Raw genomic sequence first — 22698 nt, forward strand, 5'->3', positions numbered from 1 at the left:
GCCATCGTTGATGCAATGGCGGCTTAGCTCCTATCCGGTGTCCAAAAAGACTTGACCACTTCACCCCAACCCTCTCCCCGGAGGGGAGAGGGAGCAGAGCGCGCTTGCCTCAGCTCTCGACCGCATCGGCCCGCTTTGCCTCGATGAACTCGCCCTGGGGTGCGCTGACGCTCTCGACGGTGCCGCCACGAGGTGCCTTGAGCGGAGGTTCCATTCAACGCGACCTCGATGGCCGCCTTGTTTCGCCTTGGCTCTTGAACCCTCTCCCCTCCGGGGAGAGGGCAGGGTGAGGGGCCGGGGCTCGCGGGGAAGCTGCGGGTGCCAGGGGGTTAGAAAGGCCCCTCTTGGACCGGGGCTCCCCGCAAGAGCGGCCCCTCACCCCAACCCTCTCCCCGGAGGGGAGAGGGAGCAGAGCGCGCTCGCCTCAGTTCTCGACCGCATTCGGCCCGCTTTGCCTCGATGAACTCGCTCTGGGGTGCGCTGACGCTCTCGACGGTGCCGCCACGAGGTGCCTTGAGCGGAGGTTCCATCTTCAACGCGACCTCGATGGCGCCTTGTTTCGCCTTGGCTCTTGAACCCTCTCCCCTCCGGGGAGAGGGCAGGGTGAGGGGCCGGGGCTCGCGGGGAAGCTGCGGGTGCGAGGCGGGCTTGGAAAAGCCCTTTTGGACCGGGCTCCCCGCAAGAGCGGCCCCTCACCCCAACCCTCTCCCCGGAGGGGAGAGGGAGCAGAGCGCGCTCGCCTCAGTTCTCGACTGCGTTCGGCCCGCTTTGCCTTCGATGAACTCGCCCTGGCTCTCGACGGTGCCGCCACGCGGTGCCTTGAGCGGAGAGGGAGCGCAGATCTTCAGCCCTCGAAGCGCACCAGCACGGCGTCCGCCTCGACGAACTCGCCCTGCGTCGCGCTGACGCTTTCGATGGTGCCTGCACGCGGGGCCTTTAGCGCCAGCTCCATCTTCATCGCCTCCATCACAAGCAACTCCTGGCCTTCCTCGACGTTGTCGCCGGGTTTCGCCTTGACCAGCACGATGCGCCCGGGCATCGGTGCGACGACCTGGTTGCCGCCGGCGCTCTCGGTGGAGGCCCAGGCGAAGGCGGGAGCTCGCACGAAGCGGTAGCGGCGACCGGCGGCGTCGTGCAGCAGCACGCGGGTGTCGTCGACCCGCGCGCCCAGGCGCTGGGCCTCACCATCGAAGCGGGCGCTCAGCGCGTCGGGTTCCAGGCGCGCGCCATGGACCTCGCAGGTCGCCTCGCCATGCTCCAGTCGATAGTCGCCCCCCTGCCCATGGGCCGTGACTTCGTAGCGCTGCTCGTGCAGTGACAGCGCCACCACGCGCTTGCCGGCGTGGCCGATGCGCCAGGCGTCGGCGCTGGCCCAGGGCGAGTGCGGGTCGGCGGCGCTGGCGGACACGCTGCGCTCTTCCTGCAGCAGCGCCGCGGTGGCGGCAGCGAACAACACGCGATCGGCCGGCGCCGCGTCGCCTTCGAGGAACTCGTCCAGGTGCCGGTCCAGGTAGCCGGTGTCGATGGTTCCTTCGACCACGGACGGGTGGCGCGCCAGCCGTTCGAGGAAGGCGATGTTGGACTTCGGGCCGACGATCTCGCACTGCGCCAGCGCTTCGCGCAGCCGCTCCAGCGCCTTGGGCCGTTCGGTGTCCCGGACGACCAGCTTGGCGATCATTGGGTCGTAGAAGATGGTGACGGTATCGCCTTCGACCACGCCACCGTCGATGCGTACGTGCTTCGACGGCGCCGGCAGGCGCAAGCGGACCAGCTTGCCGGAGCCGGGCAGGAAGTTCTGTTCGGGGTCCTCGGCGTACAGTCGCACCTCGATGGCGTGGCCGTGCGCCTGGATCTGCTCCTGCTTCAGCGGCAGCGGCTGGCCGGCGGCCACGCGCAGTTGCCACTCGACCAGGTCCAGGCCCAACGTTTCCTCGGTGACCGGATGCTCGACCTGCAGGCGCGTGTTCATCTCCATGAAGAAGAACTCGCCATCGGTGCCGACGATGAACTCCACCGTGCCGGCGCCGACGTAGTCGACTGCCCTGGCGGCCGCCACCGCCGCCTCGCCCATCGCCTGGCGGCGCGCCGGGGTGAGGAAGGGCGAGGGCGTCTCCTCCAGCACCTTCTGGTAGCGACGCTGCGAGGAGCACTCGCGCTCATTCAGGTGGATCACATTGCCGTGCGTGTCGCCGAAGACCTGGAACTCGATGTGCCGCGGATGTTCGACGTAGCGTTCCAGGATCACCCGCGTGTCGCCGAAGGCGTTGGCCGCCTCGCGCTGGGCCGAGGCCAGCGCATCGGCGAACTCGCCCTCGCCGCGCACGATGCGCATGCCCTTGCCGCCACCGCCGGCCGCGGCCTTGATCATCAGCGGGAAGCCGGTCTTGCGCGCCTGCTCGGCGAGGAACGCCGGGTCCTGGTTCTCGCCGTGATACCCGGGCACGAGCGGGACCGCGTGCTTCTCCATCAGCGCCTTGGCGGCCGCCTTGGAGCCCATCGCGTCGATGCTCTCGGGCCTGGGGCCGATGAACACGACGCCGGCCTCGACACAGGCGCGCGCGAAGCCGGTGTTCTCCGACAGGAAGCCGTAGCCGGGGTGGATCGCCTGCGCGCCCGCCTTCCTGGCCACCTCGAGGATCGCGTCGCCGCGCAGGTAGGAGTCAGCCGGGCGCGGGCCGCCGATCGGCCAGGCCTCGTCGGCCAGGCGCACGTGCCGGGCGTCCCTGTCGGCCTCCGAATACACCGCGACGGTGTGGATGCCCAGGCGGCGGCAGGTGCGGATCACGCGGCAGGCGATCTCGCCGCGGTTGGCAATCAGTACGCGCTCGAACATGCAGGGTTGTCCCCAAGCCGATGCAAAGCCCGCGAAATTAACAGATATGCCGTGTGTAGCCGATGCGCAGCGCAGCACGGGGCCGGCTGCGGAGGGCTATGATTGCCGGTCGCCGCCTGGCTTTTGCTGCAGGAGCGCCCTTGGGCGCGACCGGAAGACGGCGGTCGCGCCCAAGGGCGCTCCTACAAGAAGCCCTGCGAGGCCCGCTTTGAAGAAGTCCGATTTCGATTTCGATCTCCCGCCCGAGCTGATCGCCCAGGCGCCGCTGCCGGAGCGTTCGGCCAGCCGGCTGCTTTGGATGGACCCGGTGGCGCGTGTGCTGGAAGACCGCCAGTTCCGCGACCTGCCGTCCTTCCTTCGCGCCGGCGACATGCTGGTGTTCAACGACACCCGCGTGTTGCCGGCGCGGCTGTATGGGCGCAAGGAATCCGGCGGCGCGGTGGAGATCCTGATCGAGCGCGTCACCGGGGCGCACGAGGCGACCGTGCAACTGGGCGTGAGCAAGAAGCCGAAGGAGGGTGGCCGCATCGAGCTGGGGGACGGCAGCCATGCCACGGTGCTGGGCCGTGACGGGGCCTTCTTCAGGCTGCGCTTCGAATCGCCCGAGCCGCTGGAGAAGCTGCTCGCGAGGCTGGGCGAGATGCCGCTGCCGCCGTACATCGAGCGCCATGCCGATGCCTCTGACCTGGAGCGCTACCAGACCGTCTACGCCCGCGAACCCGGCGCGGTGGCGGCGCCGACCGCGGGCCTGCATTTCGACGAACCGCTGCTCGAACGCCTGCGGGAGCAGGGCGTGGACACCGGCTACGTGACGTTGCACGTGGGTGCCGGCACCTTCCAGCCGGTGCGGGTGGACGACATCCATCAGCACACCATGCATCGCGAGTGGCTCAACGTGGGCGCCGCGCTGGTGGAGAAGATGCGCCGCACGCGCGCCGCCGGCGGTCGGGTGATCGCGGTGGGCACGACGGTGGTGCGGGCGCTGGAGAGCGCCACCCTCGACGGACAGGTGCATCCGTTCGCGGGCGAGACGCAGATCTTCATTTTCCCCGGCTACCGCATCACCAGCATCGATGGCTTGATCACCAACTTCCACTTGCCCCAGTCGACCTTGCTGATGCTGGTGTCGGCGCTGGCCGGGCGGGAGTTCGTGCTGGAGGCGTACCGGCATGCGGTGCGGGAGCGCTACCGCTTCTTTTCCTACGGCGATGCCATGCTGATCCTGCCGCGCGCCTAGTTCCCTCTCCGGGGAGAGAGTGAGGGGCCGGGGCTCGCGTTGCGGGCCATCAGAGCCCCGCTACCGGTGAGCCTCTCCCGCAAGAACCGCCCCTCACCAGCCCTCTCCCCGGAGGGGGGGGCTGGGTGCAGACGATGCGATAATGCCGCGATGACTTCCATGACTTTCGAACTGCTGGCCCGCGATGGCGCGGCCCGCCGCGGCCGCGTGGCCTTCCCCCGCGGCACCATCGAAACCCCGGCCTTCATGCCCGTGGGCACCTACGGCTCGGTCAAGGCAATGACCCCGCGCGACCTTACGGAACTGGGCGCCGAGATCATTCTCGGCAACACTTTCCACCTGTACCTGCGTCCCGGGCTTCAGATCGTCGAAAAGTTCGGTGGCCTGCACCGCTTCATCGGCTGGGACAAGCCGATCCTCACCGACTCCGGCGGCTTCCAGGTCTTCTCGCTGGCGCACAAGCGCAAGCTGGCCGAGGAGGGCGTGACCTTCGCCTCGCCAGTGGACGGCTCCAAGGTGTTCCTGTCGCCCGAAGTGTCAATGAAGATCCAGACGGTGCTGGACTCGGACATCGCCATGATCTTCGACGAATGCACGCCCTATCCGGCAACGGAGAAGCAGGCGGCCGACTCGATGGAAATGTCGCTGCGCTGGGCCGAGCGCTCGCGCCGCGCCTTCGACGATCTGAACAACCCCAACGCGCTGTTCGGCATCGTGCAGGGCGGCGTGTACGAGCCGCTGCGCCGCCGCTCGGCGGAGGGCCTGGTCGGCATCGGCTTCGACGGCTATGCGGTGGGCGGGCTGGCGGTAGGCGAGCCGGAGGCCGAGCGCAATCACACGCTGGACTTCACGGTGGGCCTGCTGCCGCCGGACAAGCCGCGCTACCTGATGGGCGTGGGGCGGCCGGAGGACATCGTCGAGGCGGTGCGGCGCGGCATCGACATGTTCGATTGCGTGATGCCGACGCGCAACGCGCGCAACGGCTTCCTGTTCGTGCCCGAAGGCACCCTGCGCATCCGCAACGCCAAGTACGCCGACGACACCCGGGTGATCGAGGAAGGCTGCGACTGCTATGCCTGCGCCAACGGCTTCTCGCGCGCCTACCTGCGCCACCTGGATCGCTGCAACGAGATACTTGCCAGCCAACTGGCCACGCACCACAACCTGCGCCATTACCAGCGGCTGATGGCGGGGTTGCGCGAGGCGATCGCCGCGGGGGCGCTTGACGATTTCGTTGCCGGGTTCTACGCGCGCCGCCAGGTCGCCGCGGCCTAGCCTCCTTGCAGGAGCGCCTGTGCGCGACTGCCATGGCGGCACGCCGGGAGCCTCCGCGGTGCCACCGCGTCGGCCGTCGCGTACGGCGGCGCTGCGGCAGGGTGATGGCGCGGGGCGGGAACTTCCCGTCGGCGAGGTTTACCAAGGCGTGCCGCTTGCAAACCCGGGTCCGCATCGCCATGCAGGGACGCGTGAAGCCGCCGTGCATGCCCTTGGGGTGCATGGCATAATCCAAGACCTTTTTTCTGGCGTGGAACGGAAATTCCTGTCCGCGCCGCTACTTGCAGGATGAAACGATGAGCCTCCCGATGTCCCTCGTGATCGCCCAGGCCGCTCCCGCCGCCGCGCCGGGCAACCCGCTTTTCAGCTTCCTGCCGCTGATCGCGCTGTTCGTGATCTTCTACTTCCTGATGATTCGCCCCCAGATGAAGCGCCAGAAGGAACATCGCAACATGGTCTCGGCGCTGGCCAAGGGGGACGAAGTGGTCAGCAACGGCGGTATCGCCGGGCGCGTGGACGAGGTGGGCGAGAGCTTCCTGACCGTCGAGATCGCGCCGAACGTCAAGATCAAGCTGCAGAAGGGCGCCATTTCCCAGGTGCTGCCCAAGGGCACGCTGAAGTCGTCCTGACATCCTGGCCAGCCAAGGCCATCCGCCGCGGCTTCAGGGGCCGCGGCCTTCGAAGTAACGAGAAACGGGCTTCCCAGGCATGAGTGACTTTCCACGCTGGAAATACGCGCTGGTCGCGTTGGTATTGCTGTTCGGCATCATCTACGCGCTGCCCAACGCCTTCCCGCCGGTACCGTCGGTGCAGGTGCTCGCCACCCACGGCGCGCCGCTCGATGCCTCAATCAAGCAGAAGGTCGCCGACGCGCTGACGGCGCAAAAGGTCGCCTACAGCGGGCTGGCGATCGAGGGCGACCACCTGGTGGCCGACTTCCCCAACGCCGACGTGCAGGCCAAGGCCGCCGACGTCATCAAGGGCGCGCTGGGCGACAACTACACCGTCGCGCTCAACCTCGCCTCGACCGTGCCGGGCTGGCTGCGCGCCATCCACGCCAACTCGATGCCGCTGGGCCTGGACCTGCAGGGCGGCGTGCACTTCCTGATGGCGGTGGACCAGAACGCGGTGGTCGACAAGCAGGAAGAGCGCTACGCCGACGACATCCGCAGCCTGCTGCGCGAGAAGAACATCCGCTACGAGTCGGTGACTCGCAACGCCCAGCGTGGGCAAGGCATCAGCGTGGTGCTGCGTTCGGCAGCCGACCGCAGCGCCGCCACCGATGCGATCGCCACCGAGTACCCGGACCTGCTGGTGCAGGACGGCGCCAACACCGGTGACCGGTTCCTGCTCACCGCCACGGTCAAGCCGGAGAAGCTGCGCGAGCTCGCGCTGGCCACCATCCGCCAGAACACCGCCACGCTGCGCAACCGCATCAACGCGCTGGGCGTGTCCGAGCCGCTGATCCAGCAGCAGGGCGAAGACCAGATCGTGGTGGAACTGGCCGGCGTGCAGAACCCGGCCGAGGCGAAGAAGGTGATCGGCGCCATCGCCACGCTGGAATACCGCGCCGGCATCGGCTATCCGGGCGACCCGCGCGCCGTCGAGGCCGCGCGCACCGGCAACGTGCCGCCGGACGCCAACCTCTACTACGAGCGCGGCACGAACCGGCCGGTGCTGGTCTCCAAGCGCATCATCGCCACCGGCGACGAACTGGTCGACGCCGCTTCCGGCGTGGACCAGCAGAGCGGCACGCCCAAGGTGGACGTGACCCTCAGCGCCTCCGGTGCCAAGAAGATGCTCGACTTCACCAGCGCCAATGTCGGCAAGCCGATGGCGGTGGTGTACGTCGAAACCGTCTACGACACCAAGATCGTCGACGGCAAGGAAGTGCACATCCCGCACACCACCCAGGAGGTCATCAGCGACGCGACCATCCAGGGCGTGTTCGGCAAGCAGTTCCAGACCACCGGCCTGAACAGTCCCAAGGAAGCCTCCGAGCTGGCGTTGCTGCTCAAGGGTGGCTCGCTGGCCGCGCCGATGAACATCGCCTCGCAGTCGGTGATCGGCCCGAGCATGGGCCAGGACAACATCGAGAAGGGCCTGCGCGCGGTGCTGCTGGGCCTGGGCCTCGTGCTGCTGGCTGCGGCCATCTACTACCACCTGTTCGGCCTGGTGGCCGACATCGCGCTGTTCTTCAACCTGGTGATCCTGGTCGCGGTAATGTCGATGATCGGGGTGACCCTGACCATGCCGGGCATCGCGGGCATCGTGCTGACGCTGGGCATGGCGATCGACGCCAACGTGCTGATCTGCGAGCGCGTGCGTGAGGAACTGCGCAACGGCTCCAGTCCGCACGCGGCCATCCGCGCCGGTTACGACAAGGCCTGGTCGACCATCCTGGACGCCAACGTCACCCACCTGATCGCGGCGCTGGCGCTCACCACCATGGGCTCGGGCCCGATCAAGGGCTTCGGCGTGACGCTGCTGATCGGCATCCTGACTTCGATGTTCACCTCGGTCACCGTGACCCACGCGATCACCGCGCTGATCCACGGCAACCGCAAGCTCAAGACCCTTTCGGTGTAAGGGGCGGGACGCGCAATGGAAATCTTCAATCACAACAGCAACGTCCCCTTCCTGCACTGGCGCAAGATCAGCATCGTCATCGCGGCGCTGCTGATGATCGCCTCTGTGGGCCTGCTGCTCACCCGCGGTCTCAATTACGGTTTGGACTTCACCGGCGGCATCTCGGTCGAGGTCAAGTACGACCGCACGATCGACATCGGCGACGTACGCAAGGCGCTGGACGAGGCCGGCATCGAGAACCCGGTGGTGCAGAGCCTGGGCGGTTCACGCCAGGTGCTGATCCGCCTGCAGCCGAAGACCGACGGCAAGGATGGCGCGGCCGCTCCGGGCGAAGGCGCCTCGGCGCGTGCCGACAAGGTGGCTGCCGCCGTCATGGCTGCACTCAAGAAGGAGCGTCCGGACGCGGTGGAAGCCAGCCACAGCTTCGTCAGCCCGCAGGTGGGTGACGAGCTCAAGAGCGACGGTTCGATCGCGGCGATCTTCGTGATCATCGGCATTGGCGTGTACCTGTGGATCCGCTTCGAGCGTCGCTTTGCGATCGCCGCGTTGCTGACCGAGGTGCACGACACGCTGGTGACGCTGGGCGTGATCTCGCTGGTGCAGCGCGAGTTCGACCTGACCGTGCTGGCCTCGGTGCTGGCGGTGATCGGTTACTCGATCAACGATAAGGTGGTGGTGTTCGACCGCATCCGTGAGCTGTTCCGCCTGGCCCGCAAGGCCGATCCGGAGGAGATCCTCAACCGGTCGATCAACACCACACTGTCGCGCACCATCATCACTTCGTTGTTCACCGGCATCACCATGGCGGCGCTGTACTTCTTCGGCGGTCCGCAGGTGCATGGCTTCGCGATCACCATGCTGATCGGCATCGTGGTGGGTACGCTGTCCTCGATCTTTGTGGCCAGCCCGATCCTGCTGTGGCTGGGCGTGTCCAAGAAGGACCTGATGCCGCAGACCAAGGACAACCCGGAGCTTGCACGGCGGCCTTGAGACGCCTGTCCCCCGCAAAGAAGCCCGGCCTTGTGCCGGGCTTTTTTTGTGGCCTGCGGCGCCGTTGCCCCCGTGCATCTGCGGGCATCCGTGCCGCCGGGCCGATGGCCGCGCGACGAATCGGCACCCCGCGGTCGGGTCAGCGCCGAGTCTCAGGGGGCTCGAGCGCCTCAACGGACGTCATTCCCACGGAAGCGGGAATCCGTTGGCTCCGGCTCCCTGAGGCAAGGAAGGATGACCAGCATTGGCTGGTGAGGCACCTCCCGCTTTCGCGGGCATGACGCCGCGAAGATCGAGGAGTCCGGGTCATTGGCTGGATCTCGGCTCATCAGGAAGCGGGAACGGGCTCGGCCGGGCGGAAACGTCCCGAAACGTCCGGCAACAGTGATCCCTTGCGCAGCTGCAGCCGTTCAATTTTTCCCCCGGTCGACCGATAACCCGAGGTGATCGCAAGGCGGCGCGCGCCCCGGAGTAGGAAATGCTGGTTCTGGTAGGAACGTTGGTCGTCATCGGCTGCGTGCTCGGCGGCTATGTGATGTCGCATGGACAGCTGATGGCGCTGTGGCAGCCGTATGAGCTGCTGATCATCTTCGGGGGTGCGATCGGCGCCTTTCTGACGGCCAATTCCAGCAAGGTGGTCAAGGCGTCGCTGCGCGAAGCAGCTGCGCTGGTGAAGGGGCCGAACTACAAGAAGCAGGACTACGTGGACCTGCTGGCGCTGCTGTACGACATTTTCGGCGTCATGCGCAAGGAAGGCGTACTGGGTATGGAATCGCACATCGAGGATCCGCAATCGAGCGCGGTGTTCTCCGCTTACCCGCGCCTGCTGCGCGAGCACCATCTGGTCGAATTCATTACCGACTGCCTGCGCCTGATCGTCGGCGGCAGCATGGAGGCGCACGAACTGGAGGCGTTGCTGGACGCCGAGGTCGAAAACCACCACCACGAGGCCGAAGCGCCTGCGCAGGCGGTGGCCAAGATGGCGGACGCGCTGCCGGGCTTCGGCATCGTCGCGGCGGTCCTCGGCATCGTTACGACGATGTCCAACCTGGGTGGCGATACCTCGCGCATCGGCGAACACATCGCCGGCGCGCTGGTGGGCACCTTCCTGGGCATCCTGCTCTGCTACGGCTTCATTGGGCCGGTCGCGGCGGCGATGGAAAGCCGCGTGCGCGAGGACGGCAAGGCGTTCGAGTGCGTCAAGGTGGCGCTGCTGGCCAATCTGCGCGGCTACAACCCGAAAGTGTCGGTCGAGTTCGCGCGCAAGGTTCTCTCGGCGCACGCGCGGCCGAATTTCCAGGATCTGGAGGACCACCTCAAGGGCGCCCGCGCCGGAGCCGGCGCATGAGCGAAGGAGCCGGCCCGCCGATCATCATCAAGCGGGTGAAGAAACAGGCGCACGGCCACCATGGCGGTGCCTGGAAGGTGGCCTACGCCGACTTCGTCACGGCGATGATGGCCTTCTTCCTGGTGATGTGGATCCTGGGCGCCGGCACGCGCGAGCAGAAGGCCGCCATTTCCGAGTATTTCAAAAACCCCAGCATGACGCCGGGCAACGCCACGGTGGCGCCGCCGGGCCGCATGGGCCCCGGTGGTGCGAGCGACGCGGCCATCCAGCTCGGTGGGGCGATGGACCTCTCGCACGGGCCCGGCAAGGACCACCACAACGGCCCGTCCGCGCCCGCATCCAAGGAAGCCATCGAAAAACGCGCACGTGAGCAGGAGCGGGCGCGCCTGCAGGAGCTGATGCAGCAACTGCACGCGGCGATCCAGAACAGCCAGGCGTTGGCGCCGTTCAAGGACCAGCTGTTGCTGGACATTACGTCCGAGGGCCTGCGCATCCAGATCGTCGACAAGCTCAACCGGCCGATGTTCGACCTTGGCAGCGCGCAACTGAAGGACTACACCCGCGCGATCCTCGCCGAGCTGGGTACCTTCATCAATCGCGTGCCCAACCGCATCAGCATTACCGGCCATACGGACGACGCGCCGTACGCTGACGAGCGCGACTACAGCAATTGGGAACTCTCCACGGATCGCGCCAACGCGGCCCGGCGCGCACTGCTGGCCGGCGGCATGGACAAGGGCAAGCCCGCCCGCGTGGTCGGCTTGGCCGCCTCGGTGCCGCTGGACAAGACGCATCCGGATAATCCGATCAACCGGCGCATCAGCATCATCGTGATGACCAGGGAAGCCGAGGCCGCGGCGCTGTCGCAGGACGTGGTCGACAGCCGACCCGCCCAGGACAAGGCGCAGCCGACGGCGGCGGTACAGGCGCCGCTTGCGCCGATGCCCGACGCGGTTCCCGCGTCAGTGCTACCGGCTGGAGCCTTGCCGGCGGCGGATGCCTTGCAGGCAGCGCCGATGGCCGCCACGGCGCTGCCGGTGCCGCCGACGCTGCGGCCGGCCGGCCGCTGAGCTTTCGCCGGAGGAATCCAGGGCCGAGTGCCCACGGTTTCCTGTCGGGAGCCCACACGTGGGCAATGTCCTGGCACACGCATCCCGCCCCTGCGCGATCGGCGAGGCCGGCAAGGCAAAGGCGTGCGTAACAGGCGGGTGTCAGTCTGCCCGGCAGTGCCCGGTCAGGCCCAGGCCCGGCGCGATTCGCGCATGGGCGGGTAGTAGGCGAACACGTGGTTCGTGCTGCCGCAGAAATCCATGTCCTCGATGTGCTCGCCGCCCAGCCGCTCGGCCACGCGATCGGAAGCCTCGTTGCCGATGCGCACCAGGCTGATCACGCGTGCCGCGTGCAACCGGTTCCAGGCAAACTCCAGGATGGCATGGCCGGCCTCGGTGGCGTAGCCGTGGTGGCGGAACTCCGGCTTGAGCATCCAACCCAGTTCCAGCGCCGGCCAGCCCTCCGGATACATCAGGCCGGCACGGCCGACGAACTGCCCCGTGTCCTTCAGTTCCAGCGCCCACATGCCGCAGCCCCGCAGCTCCCAATGCCCCAGCAGCATGGCCAGCGAGCGCCAGGCGCCGGTGCGGTCCAGCGGCTGCCCGTCACCGATCCAGCGGGTGCTGTCGGGGTCGGCGAGCATGGCGGCGTACTCGTCGAAGTGGCGCGCCGCCAGCGCGGTCAGGCGCAGGCGCGGGGTTTCAAGGGTGGGAATCGTTGGCATCGTGGTCGTACAGCAGCCGTTACCTGAGCAATCGGCTCAGCGCACGCGTACTTGAGGCCAGGCTTTCAGCCCATTCGTACCCGACGATCTTCTCACCGGTGGCGCTGTCGATAAAGTCCTCGGCCTCTCCCGGTGGCAGCAGGTGCCGATAGTCCACGGTGAGCTCGGTACCGGCCGGCAGGTCGACCAGCGCGAACACAAAGCCCAGATGCCACAGGCCGGTAGGTTCGAAGCTGTGGTTGATGTAGCACTCGTCGGGCCATTCGGGCGAGAGCGTGTAGCGGTCCTCGAACCAGCGCGCGCTGGCGTAGGCCATCTCGGGCCGGGCGACCAGATCGGCCGCGCTCCAGGTGCGATCGATCGCGTCCGGCGCGGTGACGATGCGCCCGGCGGCCACGTCCTCGTCCAGGAACAGGCCCTTGCCGGCGCCGCCGATGGTGGAGGCGGCAATGCGGTAGCGCGGAAGGATCATGGCAGATAGGTGGCGTGGAAAGCGCGCGAGTGTAGCGCAAGCGCGACGCGGCACCGGTGGTGCCATCAGCCGCTAGAAAGAGGCCACCAGGTGCCCGTCCCTGGGCGGTGACCTGCCACTGCCATGGCTGGAGGAGCGCTCCGCGCTCCCAAGGTTGGTTGGGGAGAGGTGGGTCTGCGGGGGGACGAAGACCTTTCCCTCCCCAACCGGCTCCACGGGCCTGCCCGGGAGAGCGGGGAGGCCGGCCGCCGATCAGCTCTTGGCGGTCGACGCGGTCTTGTGGTGAGCGCTCTTTTTCGGGGTCGCCTTCGGCGGCGGCAGGTCGCCGCTGAAGCGGATGGCATCGTGGTTGCGCTCGAGCGTGCCCTTGCCGATGCCCTTGACCTGGGCCAGGTCTTCCACCCGCTTGAACGGGCCGTGCGCCTGGCGCCAGGCTACGATGGCCTGCGCCTTGGACTGGCCGATGCCGTCCAGCGACTTGGCGATGGTCGCGGCGTCGGCCTTGTTGATGTTTACCGGCGTGGCGGCGAACGCCGGCAACGCGAACGAGGCCGCGACGACCAGTGCGGCGAGCAGTTTGCGGAACTTCGACTGCATGGGTTTCCCTCCCTGGGATGCGTTGGACGGCACCGTTGCCGTGCGGCAAGTGTGGCCGCGGCCGGCGCCGGGGGCAGTCGGCCGGATGCGTTGCGTCCGGGCAGGTTGCATCGTCCGCGGCTGTGGGCCATGCCCGACGCCGTGTGGGCCGTGACGGGCCCGTCCGGCGCCGCTGGTACACTGCGCGGATCACCCGTATGCATTTAAGGAGTCACGCCCATGGATACCGCGCGCCTGTCCGGCTTCATCGGTGGCTTGTGGGATGACGAGATCGTGCCCCAGCTCGTCGAGTACATCCGCATCCCCAACAAGTCGCCGATGTTCGACGCGAAGTGGGCCGAGCATGGCTATATGGACCAGGCGGTGGCCCTGCTGGAGCGCTGGGCGCACGGCAAGCTGGCCTCGCTCCAGGGCGCCACGCTCGAGGTCGTGCGCCTGCCCGGACGCACTCCGCTTATATACATCGACGTACCGGCCACGCTGCCCGGTTGCGATGACACCGTGGTGCTGTACGGCCACCTCGACAAGCAGCCGGAGATGACCGGCTGGGCCGAGGGTCTGGGCCCGTGGACGCCGGTGATCAAGGGCGACAAGCTCTACGGCCGCGGCGGCGCCGACGACGGCTACGCGATGTTCGGCTCGCTCTCTGCCCTGCTGGCGCTGGCCGAGCAGAAGGTGCAGCACGCGCGTTGCGTGATTATGATCGAGGCCTGCGAAGAGTCCGGCAGCTACGACCTGCCGCACTACGTGGACCACCTGGCTGCACGCATCGGCAGCCCGTCGCTGGTGGTCTGCCTGGACTCGGGCTGCGGCAACTACGACCAGCTCTGGCTGACCACCTCGCTGCGCGGCATGACCGGCGGCGAGCTGACCGTGCAGGTGCTGGAAGAGGGTGTGCACTCGGGCGATGCCTCGGGCGTGGTGCCGTCGAGCTTCCGTGTCCTGCGCGAGATCCTCTCGCGGCTGGAGGATCCGGCCACCGGCACGATCAAGCCGGAGGAGCTGTACGTGGAGATTCCGCCGCAACGCATCGAGCAGGCTCGCCGCTCCACTGAGGTGCTGGGGGAGGCGGTGTACGACAAGTTCCCGTTCGTCGACGGCATGCAGCCGGTGACCAAGGATCTGGTGGAGTTGGTGCTCAACCGCACCTGGCGGCCGCAGCTGGCGGTGACCGGGGTGGGCGGCATGCCGGCGCTGGAAAGCGCGGGCAACGTGCTGCGTCCGTTCACCGCGGTCAAGTTGAGCCTGCGCGTGCCGCCGACCCTCAACGGCGCCAAGGCGGGCAAGTTCCTCAAGGAACTGCTCGAAAAGGACCCGCCCTACGGCGCCAAGGTCACCTTCAAGCTGGAGAAGGACGGTAGCGGCTGGAACGCGCCGCAGCTGTCGGCCTGGCTGGAGCGGGCCGTGGCCGAGGCGTCCGAGCACTACTTCGGCGCGCCGGCGGCCTACATGGGCGAGGGCGGCTCGATCCCGTTCATGGGCATGCTGGGCGAGAAGTTCCCGCAGGCGCAGTTCCTGATCACCGGCGTGCTGGGCCCGCATTCCAACGCGCATGGTCCGAACGAGTTCCTGCACATTCCGACCGGCAAGAAGGTGAGCATGGTGGTGGCCGAGGTGATCGCCCGCCACGGTGAGCAGGCCAAAAAGGGCTGAGACGATGGGCGAGGCGACCGACACGCTCGCCGCGCGCTGGGCCGAGGTCCGCGCGCGCGTGGACGCGGCCTGCCGCGCGGCCGGCCGTGACCCGGCGGACGTGGCCATCCTCCCGGTCAGCAAGACTTTCCCGCCCGAAGTGGTGCGCGAGGCGGCGGCGCTGGGCCTGTCCCGCTTCGGCGAGAACAAGGTGCAGGAATTGCGCGAGAAGACCGCCGCGCTGGCCGATCTGCCGCTCGATTGGGCGCTGATCGGCCACCTGCAGACCAACAAGGCCAGGGACGTGGCGCGGCTGGCCAGCGAGGTACAGTCGCTCGACCGGCTGGAGCTGGCCGACGCCTTGCACCGGCGCCTGAAGGTCGAAGGCCGCACCCTGGACGTGCTGGTCCAGGTCAAGACCTCGCCGGAGGAAAGCAAGCATGGCCTGGCGCCGGATGAGCTGCCGGCCTTCCTCGACCGCCTGCGCGATTACCCCACCTTGCGCGTGCGCGGGCTGATGACCATGGCCGTACAGTCGGATGATGCCGAGGCCGTGCGCGCCTGTTTTCGCCTGTTGCGCGAACTGCGCGACGCCGCAGTGCGGCGGGGGCATGCGCTGCCGCGCCTGTCGATGGGTATGAGCGGGGATTTCCCGTTGGCAATCGCCGAGGGCGCAACCGAGGTGCGCATCGGCACGGCGATCTTTGGGCGTCGCTGAACCCTCTCCTGTAGGCGCGCACCGGTGCGTTCTAAAAGGGACCCGCCTGGCTCCTGTGCTCCCTGTCACACGCCTGTGTGAACGTTTCGAAACGCCAGGGTCTAGTTAACGTCAATCGAACATCCGGCCGGAAACCGTTTGCTAACGTCGGTCCCTCGCCAAACCGCCACGGCGGCCCGGCCAAACCCCGACCTGCAAAGGGATTTTCCTGCATGCCCTGCCAGCGCCTGATCGCAACCGCCGCCCTGTTTGCCGCGTTGCTTGCGATCGCGCCTGCGCATGCCGCCGAACGCACGGTCGCCGCCCCCGCCATCGCGCCGCTGCTGGCCCCGTTGCCGCTGGCCAGCCTGGCGCCTGCGCTGGCCCAGGCCACGCTGCCGGCCGATCCGGCCGCGCTGGCGCCCGACCAGTCGAACGAGAGCGGCCCGGTCGACGAGGCTGCCCGCTTGCGTCAGTCGTTGGTCGCGTTGGCGATGCAGTTGCGCGACGTGCGCTACGTCCGCGGCGGACGTTCGCCGGCGACCGGCTTCGATTGCAGCGGCTTCGTCCGCTATGTCTTCGCCCATGCGATCGGCCTGAACCTGCCGGCCAATTCGGCGCGGCAGTTCCTCGCCGGCGTCAAGGTCAAGCGCGGCGACATGCAGCCGGGCGACCTGGTGTTCTTCCACACCCGCGGCAAGAAGCGCATCTCGCACGTGGGCATCTACCTGGACAACGGCCGCTTCATCCACTCGCCCTCGGCGGGCAAGTCGGTGGAGGTCTCCAGCCTCGACGAGGCCTACTGGGCCAAGCGGTTCGCCGGTGCGCGCCGTCCCGAGGGCATCGCGCAGAACGGTTGAAGGGAAACGCCACGGGGGTTTCCGCAGTCGGGCCGCCAACAGGCGGCCTTTTTTCATGGGACAGGTGAGCGGCGGCACCTTCGACTTCGGCCTGCGGCCGACGCTCAGGGCGAACGGTCGTGTGGAACGTAGCTACGGCCGCCGAAGAAACCGTTCGTGTTGAGCGCAGGCCGCAGGCCGAGGCCGGATCACGGGCCTCAAGCTCCACGCCCGCGTGGTCATCGTGCGGTCGTGTTTGCGTTACCCTCACGAGGTCCCCATCGGATTGCCCATGCCTTTCCAGCTCCCGCCCGTCACCCGCAACCTGCTCATCGCCAACGTCGCGGTCTACCTGCTGCAGATGCTGCTGGGGGACGTGCTCGTGATGCACTTCGCGCTGTGGCCGTGGGGTCCGGACCATTTCCTGCCCACGCCCGACGGCATGGTCGCGATCGGCTTCCGCCCGTGGCAGCTGGTCAGCTATGCCTTCATGCACGGCGGCTTCGAGCACATCGCCTTCAACATGCTCGCGCTCTACATGTTCGGCGGCCCGATCGAGCGGCTGTTCGGCGGTCGCGAGTTCCTGCTCTACTACTTCGTCTGCCTGATCGTGGCGGCGCTGGCGCAACTGGTGGTGGTGCAGTGGTTTACCCACGGCTTCTATCCCACGCTGGGCGCCTCCGGTGCGATCTTCGGGTTGCTGCTGGCCTTCGGCATGATGTTCCCGCACGAGAAGATGATGCTGATCTTCCTGCCCGTACCGATGCCGGCCTGGCTGTTTGTCACGGGTTACGCCGTGATCGAGTTGTTCCTGGGCGTGACCGGCACGCAAGCCGGCGTGGCCCATTTCGCGCACCTGGGTGGCATGCTGGGTGGCTATGTGCTGATCGAATACTGGCGCGGGCGACTGCCGATCAAGCCCAAGCGCCGGTTGATGCGCTGACCTTTTTTCTCCTGACGGGCACCACATGAGCGACCAACTGCAGCGGCAGCTCACGCCGCGCCACATCACCTTCATGGCTCTGGGCATGTGCATCGGTGCGGGCCTGTTCCTGGGCTCGGCCAGCACCATCAAGCTGGCCGGACCGTCGGTGCTGATCGCCTACCTGTTTGGCGGCGCGATGATCTTCGTGATCATGCGCGCGCTGGGTGAGATGGCCGCGCACGAGCCGATCGCCGGCTCCTTCAGCGCCTACGCGCACAAGTACCTGGGCCCGTTCGCCGGCTACCTGACCGGCTGGAACTACTGGGTGCTGATGATGGGCGTGGGCATCGCCGAGAGCACGGCGGTGGGCATCTACATGAAGGACTGGTTCCCCGAGCTGCCGCAGTGGATCTGGGCGTTCGCCTCCGTGGTCATGATCGGCGGCCTCAACCTGATGGCGGTGAAGGTCTACGGCGAGATGGAATTCTGGTTCGCGCTGATCAAGGTGCTGACCGTGGTGCTGATGATCCTGGGCGGCTTCGGGATCATCTGGTTTGGTTGGGGCAACGGTGGGCAACCGGTCGGCATCTCCAACCTGTGGACGCACGGTGGCTGGTTCCCCAACGGCTTCACCGGCATGGTGCTGGCGCTGCCGGTACTGGTGTTCTCCTTTGGCGGCATCGAGACGATCGGCATGGCCGCGGCCGAGGCGGCGCATCCGGAGCGCACGATCCCCAAGGCGGTCAACTCGGTGATCTGGCGCATTCTGATCTTCTATATCGGCTCGCTGTTCGTGATCATGGCGATCTATCCGTGGAACGAGCTGGGCACGCGGGGCAGCCCGTTCGTCACCACCTTCGCCAAACTGGGGATTCCGCAGGCGGCCGGGCTGATCAACTTCGTGGTGATCACCGCGGCGCTGTCGAGCTTCAACTCGACCACCTTCAGCGGCAGCCGCATGCTGCACAGCCTGGCGACCAAGGGCCAGGCGCCGGCGGCGATGGGGTACCTGAGCACCAGCGGCGTGCCGGTACGCGGCGTGATGGTGACGATCTTCTTCCTGCTGCTCGGCGTGCTGATGAACTACCTGGTGCCCGAGCGCATTTTCGGCATGATCATGTCGATCCTGGCGTTCAACACCGTGTGGACCTGGGGCACGGTGCTGGTGGCGCACTGGCGCTTCCATCGCCGCCAGCCTGAGCCGCTGCCGTTCCGGCTGCGGTTGTGGCCGTTCTCCAGCATCCTGGCGCTGGCCTTCCTGCTATTCGTGCTGGTGATGCTCGGCTACAGCCCCGACACGCGCGTGGCGCTTTACGTGGGCGCCGGCTGGGTGGCCTTGCTGACCGTCGCGTACTGGGGTTTCGGCATTGGCCGCCGCATGCGCTCGGCGCTGGTGGCGGTCTGAAAAGGTCGTTGCACCCGGCGTAGGGGGGGCGTCAGCCCACCGGCAAACTTGCGGGCACGGAGGGCTTAAGCCCGCCCCAACGATCAGCCGAGCGCGAACGCCACCGCCGCGGCGGCATGCAGCGCGGCGGTGTCGAACACCGGTACCCCCGCGTCGGCTTCGCCGAGCAACAGGCCCAGTTCGGTGCAACCGAGAATCGCGCCCTGGGCGCCGGCGCGGGTGCCATCCGCCATGAGGCGCAGCAGGTCGTCCCGTGCCTGCGGGCGGAACTGCCCGGCGCAAAGTTCGTCGTAGATCACCCGGTGCAGCTCGGCCCGCTCCGCGGGCTCGGGTACGAGGCACTGCACGCCGTGGTCGCGTTCCATGCGCTCGCGGAAGAATGGCTGTTCCATGGTGAAGGCGGTCCCGAGCAGCAGCACGGTATCAAGCTCCTGCGCGCGGATCGCGCGGGCGGTCGCGTCCACGATGTGGATCAGCGGCAGCGGGGTGGCGGCTGCGACGGTGTCCGCCACGATGTGCATGGTGTTCGCGCCGATGAGGATGCAATCGGCACCCCCGGATTGCAGGCGACGCGCTGACTCGGCCAGCAGCGTGCCAGCACCGTCCCAGTCGCCTTCGCGCTGGCAGGCGGCGATGACCGAGAAGTCCAGGCTATCGAGCAGCAGGCGTGCGGAATGCAGCGGGCCCAGGCGATCGCGGACGCCACGATTGATCAGACGGTAGTACTCGACGGTCGATTCCCAGCTCATGCCGCCGATCAGGCCGATGGTGCGCATGGTTTTTTCCGGATGTGACGATGCGGGCCGTTGAGTGTGGGGCGAAGCGGGCGGCAGCTCAACGTGGCCGAGGGCGATGACGCTCCGGTCGCCCCCATCCGCCTGTCGGCACCTTCCCCCGTAAACGGGGGAAGGCTCACGCATGCAGCATCCGGCCTGAGAGGCTCACGCGTGCAGCATGCGATCACGGCGTTCGCGCCTGGGGTATCCAGGCGGGGGCTCGGCGTGCGACACCCGATCCTTCCCCCGTTCACGGGGGAAGGTGCCCGAAGGGCGGATGGGGGAAGCCTTGCCGGAAACCCGATAGATCAACGCAACGCCAGGAAATCCGGACTGGCCACGAAGCGCACCGCGTCCAGTCGCAGCCGCGACTGCGGCAGGGCGGTCAGCAAGGCCTGTCGCTCCACCTCGAGCGTCGCGATCTCGGCCGGGTTGATCGACGGGTTCACCTCGCGCAGCGCGCGCAGGCGCGACAGCTCCGCGTCCAGCTCCGCGGTGGCCTGGGCCACGGCGTCGGCGATGTGCTCTTGCGCGCGCTCTCCCGCGATCGCCTCGGCCTTCTCCAGCATCGGCGGCACCAGCTTGGCGAGGAACTTGCGGTAACGCGGCACCTCGATGTTGCGGTCGGCCGCCTTGCGCACCGCCGCCTCGCTGGGCTCGAAGCCGGCGCGTTCGGCCAGGCGCGTATCGATGGTGACCACCAGCGGCAGCGCGGGCAGGAAGCGTTCGGCGTCGAGCGCGCGGTCAGCCACGCATTCGAGCAGGAACACCGCCTGCAGCAGCGCGCTGCGCGGCGGCAGCGCGTCGTCGACCATGAAGGCTGCGTTGCCCTGTTCGCCCGACAGCGCCAGGTCCAGCGCGCCCTGCACCAGCGGATGATCGAAGCGCAGCAGCGGCAGCTCCTCGCGCGCCAGCGCCACCTCGCGGGCGAAGGTGGCCGAGACCGGGCCTTCGGCGAAGCCGGGCAGCGCGTCGGTGGAAAGGTACTGCGGGTCGAGCAGCAGCACCTTGCCGCCCAGTTCCTCGGCGTGGATGCCGAAGGCTTCCAGCAGGCGCTGCACGTAGGCGTCGCGCGCGGGATCGACATCCTCGCGGCGGAACGCCTGGCCCAGTTCGTCCGCATGCGGGTCGCGGCTGGCGGCCAGCTCGAGCAGGTGGTCGCGGCCGGCGCGGATCAGCGCGGCCAGTTCCTCGTGGGTGGCACGGGTGTCGGCGATCAGCGCGTCCAGCTCCTGGTCGCGGCTGTCGGCGTTGCGCGCGTGCTCTTCGGCCAGTTGCACCAGCGGCTCGCCGTAGCGGCGCAGCAGTTCGCGGCCGTCGGCGGGGCTGGAGCGGAAGGCGTCGATGCCCTCGTCGTACCAGCGCGCGAGGACGTGCTGCGCGCTGTCCTGCACGGCGAGGATGTGGATGGCGATGTCGTGGGTCTGCCCGATGCGGTCCAGGCGGCCGATGCGCTGTTCGAGCAGATCCGGGTCCAGCGGCAGGTCCCACAGGATGAGCCGGTGCGCGAACTGGAAGTTGCGCCCTTCGGACCCGATCTCGGAGCACAACAGCAGGCGGGCGCCGTCCGGTTGCGCGAAATAGGCTGCGTTGCGGTCGCGCTGCACGATGCCCAGCCCCTCATGGAAGCGGGCGATACCGGCGCCGGTGCGGGTGCGCAGGGCTTCCTCCAGCGCGAGCACCTTGGCCTGGCTGCGGCAGATCAGCAGGAACTTGTCCTGCGGGTGGGCGTCGAGCAGGGCGACCAGGGCGTCCAGGCGCGGGTCGCTGGCGTAGTCCAGTTCAAGCGCCGGGGCAGGCTGCTGGATGTCGGCGTGGAACTCGGCCAGCAGCGCCTGGCGCGCGTTTTCGTCGAGCGTGTCCGCGTCGATCAGCTGCCACTCGGGCACGCGTCGCGGGAAGCCGCCGATGCCGGCGCGGCGGTTGCGGAACATCGCGCGGCCGGTGCCGTGGCGGTCGATCAGCGCGTCGAGCAGCTCGCGCGCCGCGGCCGGGCGGGTAGTGTCTTCCAGCAGCGCGAGCAGGCCGGCGTCGCCGGCGAAGATATCGCGCAGCGTGGCACGTTGTGCGTCATCGAGCGCCTCGCCCGACTGCAGGCGGTCGGCGATCGGCGAAAGGGCCTGAAAGCGCTCCGCTTCGGACAGATAGACGTCCAGGTCATGGTAGCGCTGCGGATCGAGCAGGCGGAGGCGGGCGAAGTGGCCGCTGCGGCCAAGCTGCTCGGGCGTGGCGGTCAGCAGGATCACGCCAGGCGTCTTCGCGGCCAGCTGCTCGACCAGCGTGTAGCGGGGGCTGGCGGCCTCGGGCGTCCACGCCAGGTGGTGCGCTTCGTCGACGATCAGCAGGTCCCAGTGGGTTTCCTGCAGTTGCCGGGCGCGCCTGGGGTTGTCCTCCAGGAAGCGGAAGTCCGCGATGACCAGTTGCTCGTCGTCGAACGGGTTGCTGCCGTCGCCGGATTGCTCCAGCGCTTCGCAGCGTTCCTCGTCGTAGATCGCGAAGCTCAGATTGAAGCGGCGCAGCAGTTCCACGAACCACTGGTAGACCAGCGTGTCCGGCAGCAGCACCAGCACGCGCGAGGCGCGGCCGGTGGCGAGCTGGCGGGAAAGGATCATGCCCGCCTCGATGGTCTTGCCCAGGCCGACCTCGTCGGCCAGCAGGACGCGCGGCGGGCGGCGCGAGGAGGCGATGCCGGCCACGCGCAGCTGGTGCGGCACCAGGCCAATGCGTGCCGCATCCAGGCCCCAGGTCGGCGAGCGGCGCGCCTGGGCGCGGCGGCGCAGGCCTTCCAGGCGCAGGTCGAATTGCGCCACGGTGTCGGTGCGGCCACCGACCAGGCGGTCATCGGCCTGGCTCACGCTCTGTTCGTCGTCCAGCTGGCCTTCGTGCAGCTCGCGGCCTTCGCCGCGGTAGATCAGCAGGTCTTCCTTGATCTCCACCCGCTCGACCAGAAAGGCCAGCCCCTTGCCGGCGACGCGCTGGCCGGGGCGGAACTCGGCGCGCACCAGCGGCGCCGAATCGATCGCGTAGGGGCGCAGCACGCCGGCCTTGGCGAACAGTACCTGCACGCCGCGACCCTCCACCCGAAGGACGGTGCCCAGGCCCAGTTCGGGTTCGGCGGTGGAGATCCAGCGTTGACCAGGTACGAACATCGTGCTGCCGAGGTTGCATGAAGGGGCGCCGATTATCCGCTCCCGGCCGTGTAGAGGGAACCTTCGCGCGCGCTCGATCCTTCCGCTGCCTGGGCGGCAGGTTCCCGGAGGGCGTGGAAGTCTTGCGGTGAAGTGGCGTGCTTCGTCCGGGCAAACAGGG

At 68.1% G+C, this 22698-nt stretch carries 18 protein-coding genes; 12 read left to right on the forward strand and 6 right to left on the reverse strand.

Translation table 11 applies throughout. The features are described from left to right. Nucleotides 1–844: 844 nt before the first annotated feature. A complete protein-coding gene (locus J7I44_RS11965) occupies nt 845–2833 on the reverse strand; it encodes an acetyl-CoA carboxylase biotin carboxylase subunit (RefSeq protein ID WP_209620951.1) in 1989 nt (662 codons plus the stop codon). Nucleotides 2834–3041: 208 nt separating this feature from the next. Between J7I44_RS11965 and queA the strand changes: the two genes are divergently transcribed. The 7 genes from queA (at nt 3042) to motB (ending at nt 11342) form a co-directional block, all read left to right on the forward strand. After that, entirely contained in the window at nt 3042–4070 is a 1029-nt protein-coding gene (queA, locus tag J7I44_RS11970) for a tRNA preQ1(34) S-adenosylmethionine ribosyltransferase-isomerase QueA (protein ID WP_209620953.1), read from the forward strand. A 150-nt stretch (nt 4071–4220) separates the two neighbouring features. Next, a complete protein-coding gene (tgt, locus tag J7I44_RS11975) occupies nt 4221–5345 on the forward strand; it encodes a tRNA guanosine(34) transglycosylase Tgt (RefSeq protein ID WP_209620955.1) in 1125 nt (374 codons plus the stop codon). Between the two features lie 296 nt (nt 5346–5641). Next, entirely contained in the window at nt 5642–5974 is a 333-nt protein-coding gene (gene yajC / locus J7I44_RS11980) for a preprotein translocase subunit YajC (RefSeq protein ID WP_245188142.1), read from the forward strand. A gap of 79 nt (nt 5975–6053) precedes the next feature. Further along, on the forward strand, nt 6054–7934 hold the full coding sequence (gene secD / locus J7I44_RS11985; protein ID WP_209620958.1) for a protein translocase subunit SecD: 1881 nt from the start codon (nt 6054–6056) through the stop codon (nt 7932–7934). A gap of 15 nt (nt 7935–7949) precedes the next feature. Next, nucleotides 7950–8924 (forward strand): protein translocase subunit SecF, encoded by a 975-nt coding sequence (gene secF, locus J7I44_RS11990; RefSeq protein WP_209620961.1) that lies wholly within the window; start codon nt 7950–7952, stop codon nt 8922–8924. Between the two features lie 478 nt (nt 8925–9402). Continuing rightward, nucleotides 9403–10272, forward strand: coding sequence for a flagellar motor stator protein MotA (motA, locus tag J7I44_RS11995; protein WP_209620964.1), 870 nt, complete (start codon nt 9403–9405; stop codon nt 10270–10272). Next, nucleotides 10269–11342, forward strand: coding sequence for a flagellar motor protein MotB (gene motB, locus J7I44_RS12000; protein ID WP_209620967.1), 1074 nt, complete (start codon nt 10269–10271; stop codon nt 11340–11342). The genes motA and motB overlap by 4 nt, the downstream gene beginning before the upstream one ends. 164 nt (nt 11343–11506) lie before the next feature. Here motB and J7I44_RS12005 read toward each other — a convergent pair whose 3' ends face one another. From J7I44_RS12005 to J7I44_RS12015, 3 genes are all read right to left on the reverse strand, one after another. After that, complete coding sequence (locus tag J7I44_RS12005) at nt 11507–12046, reverse strand: GNAT family N-acetyltransferase (RefSeq protein WP_209620970.1); 540 nt, start codon at nt 12044–12046, stop codon at nt 11507–11509. Between the two features lie 19 nt (nt 12047–12065). Next, nucleotides 12066–12518 carry an SET domain-containing protein-lysine N-methyltransferase gene (locus J7I44_RS12010; protein WP_209620972.1) on the reverse strand — a complete coding sequence of 151 codons (453 nt, stop codon included), beginning with the start codon at nt 12516–12518 and terminating at the stop codon, nt 12066–12068. A gap of 252 nt (nt 12519–12770) precedes the next feature. Further along, on the reverse strand, nt 12771–13115 hold the full coding sequence (locus tag J7I44_RS12015; protein WP_209620975.1) for a ComEA family DNA-binding protein: 345 nt from the start codon (nt 13113–13115) through the stop codon (nt 12771–12773). 219 nt (nt 13116–13334) lie between these two features. On the opposite strand from J7I44_RS12015, the gene J7I44_RS12020 reads away from it, so the two are divergent. From J7I44_RS12020 to J7I44_RS12040, 5 genes are all read left to right on the forward strand, one after another. Continuing rightward, complete coding sequence (locus J7I44_RS12020; RefSeq protein ID WP_209620979.1) at nt 13335–14768, forward strand: M20 family metallopeptidase; 1434 nt, start codon at nt 13335–13337, stop codon at nt 14766–14768. 4 nt (nt 14769–14772) lie between these two features. Then, complete coding sequence (locus J7I44_RS12025) at nt 14773–15465, forward strand: YggS family pyridoxal phosphate-dependent enzyme (RefSeq protein ID WP_209620981.1); 693 nt, start codon at nt 14773–14775, stop codon at nt 15463–15465. 212 nt (nt 15466–15677) lie between these two features. Continuing rightward, nucleotides 15678–16304 carry a C40 family peptidase gene (locus tag J7I44_RS12030; protein WP_209620983.1) on the forward strand — a complete coding sequence of 209 codons (627 nt, stop codon included), beginning with the start codon at nt 15678–15680 and terminating at the stop codon, nt 16302–16304. 271 nt (nt 16305–16575) lie between these two features. Then, the gene (locus J7I44_RS12035) at nt 16576–17226 is read left to right on the forward strand and encodes a rhomboid family intramembrane serine protease (RefSeq protein WP_209620985.1); all 651 of its coding nucleotides are present in this window, start codon (nt 16576–16578) and stop codon (nt 17224–17226) included. A 25-nt stretch (nt 17227–17251) separates the two neighbouring features. Further along, nucleotides 17252–18613: an amino acid permease gene (locus tag J7I44_RS12040; RefSeq protein WP_209620987.1), complete on the forward strand. Its 1362-nt coding sequence runs from the start codon at nt 17252–17254 to the stop codon at nt 18611–18613. 83 nt (nt 18614–18696) lie between these two features. Here J7I44_RS12040 and J7I44_RS12045 read toward each other — a convergent pair whose 3' ends face one another. Both J7I44_RS12045 and rapA read right to left on the reverse strand, forming a co-directional pair. Beyond that, nucleotides 18697–19389, reverse strand: coding sequence for an aspartate/glutamate racemase family protein (locus J7I44_RS12045; protein WP_209620990.1), 693 nt, complete (start codon nt 19387–19389; stop codon nt 18697–18699). A 308-nt stretch (nt 19390–19697) separates the two neighbouring features. Next, nucleotides 19698–22538, reverse strand: a complete 2841-nt coding sequence (rapA, locus tag J7I44_RS12050) for an RNA polymerase-associated protein RapA (RefSeq protein ID WP_209620992.1) — start codon at nt 22536–22538, stop codon at nt 19698–19700. Nucleotides 22539–22698: the final 160 nt, after the last annotated feature.

The organism is Frateuria flava (genome assembly GCF_017837635.1).
GTDB lineage: Bacteria > Pseudomonadota > Gammaproteobacteria > Xanthomonadales > Rhodanobacteraceae > Frateuria_A > Frateuria_A flava.

Bases quoted from the DNA above. Each gene is read 5' to 3' on its own strand.
- J7I44_RS11965 (WP_209620951.1), bottom strand. From the start codon at position 2,833: ATGTTCGAGCGCGTACTGATTGCCAACCGCGGCGAGATCGCCTGCCGC.
- tgt (WP_209620955.1), top strand. From the start codon at position 4,221: ATGACTTCCATGACTTTCGAACTGCTGGCCCGCGATGGCGCGGCCCGC.
- yajC (WP_245188142.1), top strand. From the start codon at position 5,642: ATGAGCCTCCCGATGTCCCTCGTGATCGCCCAGGCCGCTCCCGCCGCC.
- secD (WP_209620958.1), top strand. From the start codon at position 6,054: ATGAGTGACTTTCCACGCTGGAAATACGCGCTGGTCGCGTTGGTATTG.
- secF (WP_209620961.1), top strand. From the start codon at position 7,950: ATGGAAATCTTCAATCACAACAGCAACGTCCCCTTCCTGCACTGGCGC.
- motA (WP_209620964.1), top strand. From the start codon at position 9,403: ATGCTGGTTCTGGTAGGAACGTTGGTCGTCATCGGCTGCGTGCTCGGC.
- motB (WP_209620967.1), top strand. From the start codon at position 10,269: ATGAGCGAAGGAGCCGGCCCGCCGATCATCATCAAGCGGGTGAAGAAA.
- J7I44_RS12005 (WP_209620970.1), bottom strand. From the start codon at position 12,046: ATGCCAACGATTCCCACCCTTGAAACCCCGCGCCTGCGCCTGACCGCG.
- J7I44_RS12010 (WP_209620972.1), bottom strand. From the start codon at position 12,518: ATGATCCTTCCGCGCTACCGCATTGCCGCCTCCACCATCGGCGGCGCC.
- J7I44_RS12015 (WP_209620975.1), bottom strand. From the start codon at position 13,115: ATGCAGTCGAAGTTCCGCAAACTGCTCGCCGCACTGGTCGTCGCGGCC.
- J7I44_RS12020 (WP_209620979.1), top strand. From the start codon at position 13,335: ATGGATACCGCGCGCCTGTCCGGCTTCATCGGTGGCTTGTGGGATGAC.
- J7I44_RS12025 (WP_209620981.1), top strand. From the start codon at position 14,773: ATGGGCGAGGCGACCGACACGCTCGCCGCGCGCTGGGCCGAGGTCCGC.
- J7I44_RS12030 (WP_209620983.1), top strand. From the start codon at position 15,678: ATGCCCTGCCAGCGCCTGATCGCAACCGCCGCCCTGTTTGCCGCGTTG.
- J7I44_RS12035 (WP_209620985.1), top strand. From the start codon at position 16,576: ATGCCTTTCCAGCTCCCGCCCGTCACCCGCAACCTGCTCATCGCCAAC.
- J7I44_RS12040 (WP_209620987.1), top strand. From the start codon at position 17,252: ATGAGCGACCAACTGCAGCGGCAGCTCACGCCGCGCCACATCACCTTC.
- J7I44_RS12045 (WP_209620990.1), bottom strand. From the start codon at position 19,389: ATGCGCACCATCGGCCTGATCGGCGGCATGAGCTGGGAATCGACCGTC.
- rapA (WP_209620992.1), bottom strand. From the start codon at position 22,538: ATGTTCGTACCTGGTCAACGCTGGATCTCCACCGCCGAACCCGAACTG.